7 protein-coding genes are annotated in these 8148 nt (G+C 72.0%); 4 read left to right on the top strand and 3 right to left on the bottom strand.

Going from position 1 to position 8148, the window contains the following annotated elements; genetic code table 11:
- Together coaE and rpsA are read right to left on the bottom strand one after the other, a co-directional pair.
- The coding region (gene coaE / locus AB0I76_RS17555; protein ID WP_357036162.1) for a dephospho-CoA kinase at positions 1-472 on the bottom strand (472 nt) is incomplete at its 3' end.
- A 269-nt stretch (positions 473-741) separates the two neighbouring features.
- Positions 742-2238, bottom strand: a complete 1497-nt coding sequence (gene rpsA, locus AB0I76_RS17560; RefSeq protein ID WP_357036144.1) for a 30S ribosomal protein S1 — start codon at positions 2236-2238, stop codon at positions 742-744.
- A gap of 438 nt (positions 2239-2676) precedes the next feature.
- Between rpsA and AB0I76_RS17565 the strand changes: the two genes are divergently transcribed.
- The 3 genes from AB0I76_RS17565 to AB0I76_RS17575 all read left to right on the top strand — a co-directional run bounded on the left by AB0I76_RS17565 (position 2677) and on the right by AB0I76_RS17575 (position 4251).
- Positions 2677-3483 carry a class I SAM-dependent methyltransferase gene (locus tag AB0I76_RS17565; RefSeq protein WP_357036147.1) on the top strand — a complete coding sequence of 269 codons (807 nt, stop codon included), beginning with the start codon at positions 2677-2679 and terminating at the stop codon, positions 3481-3483.
- A gap of 131 nt (positions 3484-3614) precedes the next feature.
- Positions 3615-3836 (top strand): DUF2945 domain-containing protein, encoded by a 222-nt coding sequence (locus AB0I76_RS17570; protein WP_357036150.1) that lies wholly within the window; start codon positions 3615-3617, stop codon positions 3834-3836.
- The gene (locus tag AB0I76_RS17575; protein ID WP_357036153.1) at positions 3823-4251 is read left to right on the top strand and encodes a DUF3140 domain-containing protein; all 429 of its coding nucleotides are present in this window, start codon (positions 3823-3825) and stop codon (positions 4249-4251) included. The genes AB0I76_RS17570 and AB0I76_RS17575 overlap by 14 nt, the downstream gene beginning before the upstream one ends.
- A gap of 77 nt (positions 4252-4328) precedes the next feature.
- Here AB0I76_RS17575 and polA read toward each other — a convergent pair whose 3' ends face one another.
- The gene (polA, locus tag AB0I76_RS17580) at positions 4329-7028 is read right to left on the bottom strand and encodes a DNA polymerase I (RefSeq protein WP_357036156.1); all 2700 of its coding nucleotides are present in this window, start codon (positions 7026-7028) and stop codon (positions 4329-4331) included.
- Positions 7029-7380: 352 nt separating this feature from the next.
- Here polA and AB0I76_RS17585 point away from each other — a divergent pair.
- Positions 7381-8148, top strand: a 768-nt coding sequence (locus AB0I76_RS17585) for an AfsR/SARP family transcriptional regulator (protein WP_357036159.1), incomplete at its 3' end; no start/stop codon positions are given.

Here is an 8148-nt window from a genome sequence, read left to right on the forward strand (position 1 = left end):
CGGCGATGCGCCGCTCGGCCTCCGCCCGGTCCATCCCCCGGTCGCGGGCCAGCCGCTCCAGGCGGGTGGCCATCGCCGTCTGCACCACGAGCACGAGATGGTACGAGGGCGCGAGCCCCACCTCGACCAGGAGCGGCACGTCGTTGACCACGACCGCGTCCGGCGGCGCTGCGGCGGTGAGTTCGGCGGTACGCGCACGCACCCGCGGGTGGATGATCGCCTCCAGCCGCCGTCGGGACGCCTCGTCGGGGAACACGACGGCACCCAGCGCCGCCCGATCCAGTGCACCGTCGGTATCCAGCACCCGCTCGGAGAAGGCCTCGACGATCGCGGCCAGCCCCTCGGTGCCCGGCGCGACCACCTCCCGCGCCACCTGGTCGGCGTCGATCAGCACCGCGCCCCGCTCGACCAGCCGCGCCGACACCGCGCTCTTGCCGGACCCGATCCCTCCGGTCAACCCCACCATCAACACCGCACCAGTCAACCGGATCCCACTCCGCCGACCAAACCGAGCGCCCCCTCGCACCACGGGCTCGCGGGGGCTCGCGGGCTGCGGGCTCGCAAGATCACGCACGAACCCGGATGTAGTGGCCTCCTGCACGCCCGGAGGCCACTACATCATGGATCGAGCATGATCTTGCGGCGCGAGGCGAGGCGAAACGAGGCGAGGGGGGCAACGCGAGGGCCCCGCCCCCGGCGATCTCGCGATCGCGGGGACGGGGCCCTTCGTCGTTCAGCGGGTCACTTGCCGCCGGCGAGCTTCTCCCGCAGAGCGGCGAGCGCCTCGTCGGTGGCCAGGGTGCCGGCCGGCTCCTCGGCCTGACGGCTCGGGGCCGTGCTGGTCGTGGTGGTGGTGGTGCCACCGGCAGCCACCGGCGGGGCCGGGTTCGCGGCAGCCTCGGCGTCGGCGGCCCGGGAGGTCTGCACCTGCTTGGTGTGGGCCTCCCAGCGCTGACGGGCCTCGGCGTACTGGTTCTCCCAGGTCTCGCGCTGCTTGTCGTACCCCTCGAGCCACTCGCCCGTCTCCGGGTCGAAGCCCTCCGGGTAGATGTAGTTGCCCTCGGCGTCGTACGTCGCGGCCATGCCGTAGAGGGTCGGGTCGAAGTGCTCCTCGCCCTCGACGAAGCCCTCGTTGGCCTGCTTGAGCGACAGCGAGATCCGGCGGCGCTCCAGGTCGATGTCGATGACCTTGACCATGACCTCGGAACCGACCTGGACGACCTGCTCCGGGATCTCGACGTGGCGCTCGGCCAGCTCGGAGATGTGGACCAGGCCCTCGATGCCGTCGTCCACCCGGACGAAGGCGCCGAACGGCACCAGCTTGGTGACCTTACCCGGCACGATCTGCTGGATCGCGTGGGTGCGGGCGAACTGCCGCCACGGGTCCTCCTGGGTCGCCTTCAGCGACAGCGAGACCCGCTCGCGGTCCAGGTCGACGTCCAGGACCTCGACCTCGACCTCCTGGCCGACCTCGACGACCTCGGACGGGTGGTCGATGTGCTTCCAGGACAGCTCGGAGACGTGCACCAGGCCGTCCACGCCGCCCAGGTCGACGAACGCGCCGAAGTTGACGATCGAGGACACGACGCCCTTGCGGACCTGGCCCTTCTGCAGCTTGTTGAGGAACTCGGTGCGCACCTCGGACTGCGTCTGCTCCAGCCACGCCCGGCGGGACAGGACCACGTTGTTGCGGTTCTTGTCCAGCTCGATGATCTTGGCCTCGAGCTCACGGCCGACGTACGGCTGCAGGTCGCGCACCCGCCGCATCTCGACCAGGGACGCGGGCAGGAAGCCGCGGAGCCCGATGTCGAGGATGAGGCCGCCCTTGACCACCTCGATGACGGAGCCGCGGACGACGCCGTCCTCGTCCTTGATCTTCTCGATCGTGCCCCAGGCCCGCTCGTACTGCGCCCGCTTCTTGGAGAGGATCAGACGACCCTCCTTGTCCTCCTTCTGGAGGACCAGGGCCTCGATGTGGTCACCGACCGAAACGACCTCGGCCGGGTCCACGTCGTGCTTGATCGACAACTCCCGAGAGGGGATGACACCCTCGGTCTTGTAGCCGATGTCGAGCAGGACCTCGTCCCGATCGACCTTGACGACGGTGCCTTCGACAATGTCGCCGTCGTTGAAGTACTTGATGGTCTCGTCGATCGCGGCGAGGAAAGCCTCCTCGGAACCGAGATCGTCGTGGGTGACCCGGGTGGCGCTCGAGGGGGCCTCGATGCTGCTCGTCATGTGGGCGGTTGCTCCGGTCGGATGGGTTGTCACAGCAGGTGTGGTGTCGCGGTGACCTGTTCGCGCCAGCGGATCCGCCTCCGGGCACACCGAACGATCAGCGAAATGACGATCATTGAGTGGCTCCGGTGACCGCGCACCTGCTCCCTGCCGAGGCACACGATCCGCGAGCGCATCGTCTAGCCTACCCGCTGCATTACCACAGCGTGCAAGGCCTCCCAGGTCCTCGCTGCCTCGCCACCTGCGAAAGCGGAGATTTCGACCGGAGTAGGCACCACCTGTCACCTGCGTCACAGCAGCCCCACCAGAGACGGTTGGCGACGCCCGGCCGAGTCCGCCGGTCGTCCGGGTGCAGCGACCCGCCGACAGGCGACACGCCGGCGCCGGCCGTCCCCGCCCGCCGGCCGCGTCGCCGGGTACGGGGCCTAGCGTGGGCGGGTGGACGACGACAGCAGGGTGACCCGCCGCCGGGTCGGCGACGCCGAGGTACGCCGCGCCAACCGTGGCTGGTGGGACGTCGACGCCGACGACTACCAGGCCGAGCACGGCGCCTTCCTCGGCGACCTGGACTTCGTCTGGTGTCCGGAGGGCGTGCGGGAGGCCGACGTACACCTGCTGGGTGAGCTGGACGGGCGGCGGGTGCTGGAGTTGGGCAGCGGCGCGTCCGCCGCCGCGCGCTGGCTCGCCACGCAGGGGGCCCGGCCGGTCGCGCTGGACCTCTCCGCCGGCATGTTGCGGCACGCGGCGCTCGCCGCCGACCGCACCGGCGTACGCGTGCCGCTGGTGCAGGCCGACGCCCTCGCCCTGCCGTTCGCCGACGGCGCGTTCGACACGGTCTGCACGGCGTTCGGCGCAATCCCCTTCGTCGACGACTCGGCGGCGGTCATGCGGGAGGTGTTCCGGGTGCTGCGCCCCGGGGGTCGCTGGGTGTTCTCGGTGACCCATCCGATGCGGTGGATCTTCCTCGACGACCCGGGCGAGGGCGGGCTGACCGCCGTGCACTCGTACTTCGACCGCTCCCCCTACGTCGAGCAGGACGACCACGGCGTCGCCACGTACGTCGAGCAGCACCGCACCCTGGGCGACCGGATCCGGGAACTGGTCGGGGCCGGCTTCCGCCTCACCGACCTGGTGGAACCGGAGTGGCCGGCGGGCCACGCGGGGATCTGGGGGCAGTGGAGCCCGTTGCGCGGGCGCCTCTTCCCCGGCACCGCCATCTTCGTCACCGACAAGCCCGCCGACTGACCTCGAGCTGGTCGCCGGCAGCGCGGAGCCGACCGAGCCGGTCGAGTTGGGGCCGCCGATCGGCGAGATCACCCGGAGGCGCCCGACCGGGCCCGCCGTTTTTTCGAGCCGGGCACGGGTAGCCAGGGCGTATGGCCGAGCAGAGGGAATTCCGCGACGGTGACCACGTCTCCTGGGCCAGCCACAGCGGCCGGGCGCATGGCGTGATCAAGGAAAAGCTGATCGACCGGACACACGTGCGCGGGCACGCCGTGAACGCCACGGAGGACGAGCCGCAGTACCGGATTCGCAACGACGACTCGGGCCGGGACGTCGCCCACCGACCGGAGGCGCTGCGCCATGAGCCGAAGTGACGACGGCCGGGACACCTACCGGGAGTTCACCGAGGCGGTGAACATGAAGCCCCGCGAGCTGTCGACCTGGCTGGAGACCGACGAGTCGAAGCACGTCGGCTGGCGGAAGGGCACCAAGGGCGGCGAGTCGGTCGGCCACGAGTCGGGTCGGAAGATCATCGACCTGCTGCGTCGCAAGCGTGGCGACCTGTCCGAGGGCGACTACAAGCACATGCGCAAGGTGGTCGGGTACGTCCGCCGGCACATGGCCCAGCGCCCCTCCGGCGACGTCCGCGACACCAAGTGGCGGTGGTCCCTGATGAACTGGGGACACGACCCCCTCAAGGGCCCGCTGCCGCCGCCGGGCGGCCCGTCCCGGCGAGCCCTCGATCGCCACGGCACCCCACCGAAGGAGCGCCGGGGACCGGGACGGTGACCCACGCCTGACCGTCCGACGCGGCGACGGGGCACGGGCTCACGAGGCCGCGCGGCCCTTCACCCCGCCGCCACGGCTCAGTGGTCGGCGCTGTTCCAGTCGCGGCCCTCGCCGACGGACACCTCCAGCGGCACCGACAGCGGGTACGCCGCACCCATCTCGCGGCGGACCAGCTCCTCCAGGGTGTCCCGCTCGCCGGGGGCGACCTCGAAGACCAGCTCGTCGTGCACCTGGAGCAGCATCCGGGAGCGCAGCCCGGCGTCGCCCAGCGCGGTGTCGACGCGCAGCATCGCGACCTTGATGACGTCGGCCGCCGAACCCTGGATGGGGGCGTTGAGCGCCATCCGCTCGGCCATGTCCCGCCGCTGCCGGTTGTCGCTGACCAGGTCGGGCAGGTAGCGGCGGCGGCCGAGAATGGTCGAGGTGTACCCGTCGTGCCGGGCGCGGGCCACCACCTCCTGCAGGTAGTCGCGGACGCCGCCGAACCCGGCGAAGTAGTTCTCCATCAGCCCGCGCGCCTCCTCGGCGGTGATGCCGAGCTGCTGCGAGAGGCCGAAGGCGCTGAGCCCGTACGCCAGGCCGTAGTTCATCGCCTTGATCTTGCGCCGCTGGTCGGCGGTGACCGCACCGACCTCGACCCCGAAGACCGACGAGGCGGTCGCGGCGTGGAAGTCGGCGCCGGAGTTGAACGCGTCGATCAGCGCCTCGTCCGACGACAGGTGCGCCATGAGGCGCATCTCGATCTGGCTGTAGTCGGCGGTGAGCAGGCACTCGTAGCCCTCCCCCACCACGAAGGCCCGGCGGATCCGCCGCCCCTCCTCGGTGCGGATCGGGATGTTCTGCAGGTTGGGCTCGGTGGAGGAGAGCCGGCCGGTGGCCGCCACCGTCTGGTTGAACGTGGTGTGGATCCGGCCGTCGTCGGAGACCGACTTGAGCAGGCCGTCCACGGTGGTCTTGAGCTTGGCCACGTCACGGTGGCGCAGCAGGTGGGCCAGCACCGGGTGCGGGTTCTGCGCGTAGAGCCACTGGAGGGCGTCGGCGTCGGTCGTGTAGCCGGTCTTGATCTTCTTGGTCTTCGGCAGGCCCAGCTCGACGAAGAGGATCTCCTGCAACTGCTTCGGCGAGCCGAGGTTGAACTCCCGCCCGACCGCCTCGTACGCGCCCTGCGCGGCGGCCTTCACCTCGGCGGCGAAGTGCGCCTCCAACTCCGACAGGTAGTGCGTGTCGGCGGCGATGCCGACGCGCTCCATGTCGGCCAGCACCCGCATCAGGGGCAGCTCCACACCGGCCATCAGCCGGGCGGACTGCTCGCCGTCCCGGGACAGCTCCGCGTCGATGGCGTCGGCCAGGTCGAGGGTGGCCCGGGCCTGGAGCATCAGGTTCTGCTCGGCCTCGGCGTCGTTGCCCAGGCCGTCGAGGGTGAGCTGGCCGGTCTCCGGAGCGTCGACCCGCAGCTCCCGGTGCAGGTAGCGCAGGGCCAGGTCGGTGAGGTCGTAGGAGCGCTGGTCCGGGCGGGCCAGGTAGGCCGCGATCTGGGTGTCGCGGGCGATCCCCTGGAGCGACCAGCCGTGCGCGGCGAAGGCCAGCACGGCCGGCTTGCTGTCGTGCAGCACCTTCGGGCGGGTGTCGTCGGCCAGCCACCCCGCGAGGGCCGCCTCGTCGGTCGGCTCCAGGCCGGCCGGGTCGAACCAGGCCGCCGCGCCGCCCGCCGTCGCCAGAGCCATTCCGCTGACCGAGGCGGTGTGCCGGCGGTTGGGGCCCGTGTCGAGCTTGACGGCCACGCCCACCGGCGTGCCGGCCGGAGCGTGGGTCTCCAGCCAGCCGGCGAGGGCCCCGGGAGCGCCGAGCACCTCGCCGGTCAGGTCGAAGCCCGCCTCGGCCTCCGGCTCGACGGCCTCCAGGTACTGGTAGAGACGGTCGCGCAGGATGCGGAACTCCAGCGTGTCGAAGACCTGGTGCACCGCCTCCCGGTCCCAGCCCTGCCAGCGGGCGTCCTCCGGGCGCACCGGCAGCTCCAGGTCGGAGACCAGGCAGTTGATCTCGTAGTTGCGGATCACGTCGGCGAGCCGCTCCCGCAGGCTGTCGCCCGCCTTGCCCTTGATCTCGTCGGCCCGGGCGACGACACCCTCCACGCCGCCGTAGGTGTTGATCCACTTGGCGGCGGTCTTCGGGCCGACGCCCGGGATGCCGGGCAGGTTGTCGCTGGTCTCCCCCACCAGGGCGGCCAGGTCGCGGTAGCGCTGCGGAGCGACGCCGTACTTCGCCTCGATCGCCGCCGGGTCCATCCGGGCCAGGTCGGAGACGCCCTTGCGCGGGTAGAGCACGGTGATCTGGTCGCCGACGAGCTGGAACGCGTCCCGGTCACCGGTGCTGATCAGCACCGACATGCCCTGGTCCCGGGCCTGGCAGGCGAGGGTGGCGATGACGTCGTCGGCCTCGTAGCCCTCCTTCTCCACCACCGGGATGCGCAGCGCGGCGAGGACCTCCTTGACCAGGCTGACCTGGCCCTTGAAGTCCGACGGGGTCTCGCTGCGGCCGGCCTTGTACTCCGCGTACCGGTCGGTGCGGAAGGAGTGGCGGGAGACGTCGAAGGCGACGACGATGTGCGTCGGCTGCTCGTCGCGCAGCACGTTGATCAGCATCGACGTGAAGCCGTAGACCGCGTTGGTCGGCTGACCCGTCGTGGTGGAGAAGTTCTCCACCGGCAGGGCGAAGAAGGCCCGGTATGCCAGGGAATGTCCGTCGACGAGGAGCAGGCGCGGCGTCGTAGCTGTCACGGCAGCGACTCTAGTCCGTACGCCCGACATCCCCGGCCCTGACATGGCCCCGGACCGCCGGCACCCGGCTCGGCGGGCGGAGCGCGGAGGTCCGGCCGGGACGGGAAGGAAACGGGAAGACCGGTCGCCGAGGCTGGATCGTCGGAGCGACCGGCGCGCCGATCCAGGCGTCGCCGGGCGCGGCGTGCCGACGGACGACGCGCCACGGGCGGCGGGCCTATTCGGGGGCGGGCGGACCGCAGGGGTCCGCCCGTCAGGCCCGCCCCCGGCCGGCACGCCTCGTCCGGGGCCGGACGGCGGGCGGGTACTAGGCTGACCTTTCCGCCGTCCCGCCGCACCCCCGAGGATGCCCTTGGAGCTCCGCCTGCTCGGTCCGATCGAGATCCGCCAGGGTGTCGCCCCGATCGTCCCCGGCCGCCGGATGCACCGGTTGCTGCTCGGGCTGCTGGCGATGCGGGCCGGCAGCATGGTCCCGACCAGCGACCTGGTGGACTCGCTGTGGCAGGACCGGCTGCCCCGGAGCGCCCGGTCCATGGTCCACTCGCGGATCTCCGAGCTGCGGGCCGCGCTCGCCGCCGCCGGCCTGGATGAGGACCAGCTCGCCATCGTCACCGCCGGGGACGGCTACCGGGCGGTGCTCGATCCGGAGACGGTCGACGTCAACCGCTTCCGCCGCCTGCTGTCGCGGGCACAGGGCGACGGGGAACCCGACTGGCGGCGCCGGCGCGACCTGCTCCGGGAAGCCGTGGGGCTGTGGCGGGGGCCGGCGTTCGGCGGCTGGCTGCCGAACCGTCCCGCACCGCCGGAGGTGCAGGCGCTCGAGGATGCCCGGCTCACCGCCGTGGAACTGTGGCACGAGGCGAGGCTGCGCTCCGGAACCCCTGTCGCGACGCTGGTCGACGACCTCGCCCCGCTGGCGGCCCGGCACCCGAGCCGGGAACGTCTCACCCTGCTGCTGATGCAGTCCCTGGCCGGCTGCGGCCGGACCGGCGAGGCGCTGCACGCCTACGAGCAGCACCGCCGACGGCTGGCTGCGGAGCTGGGCGCCGATCCGAGCCCGGACCTGCAACGCCTGCACGTCGACCTGCTCCGGGCCGGCCCGGTCGGCGGACCCACGACG

It is taken from the genome of Micromonospora sp. NPDC049799 (assembly GCF_040656655.1).
In the GTDB taxonomy this organism is placed as follows: Bacteria; Actinomycetota; Actinomycetes; order Mycobacteriales; family Micromonosporaceae; genus Micromonospora.

Excerpts from the sequence above, each read along its gene's own strand:
- rpsA (WP_357036144.1), bottom strand. The coding sequence starts at position 2,238 with ATGACGAGCAGCATCGAGGCCCCCTCGAGCGCCACCCGGGTCACCCAC.
- AB0I76_RS17570 (WP_357036150.1), top strand. The coding sequence starts at position 3,615 with ATGGCCGAGCAGAGGGAATTCCGCGACGGTGACCACGTCTCCTGGGCC.
- AB0I76_RS17575 (WP_357036153.1), top strand. The coding sequence starts at position 3,823 with ATGAGCCGAAGTGACGACGGCCGGGACACCTACCGGGAGTTCACCGAG.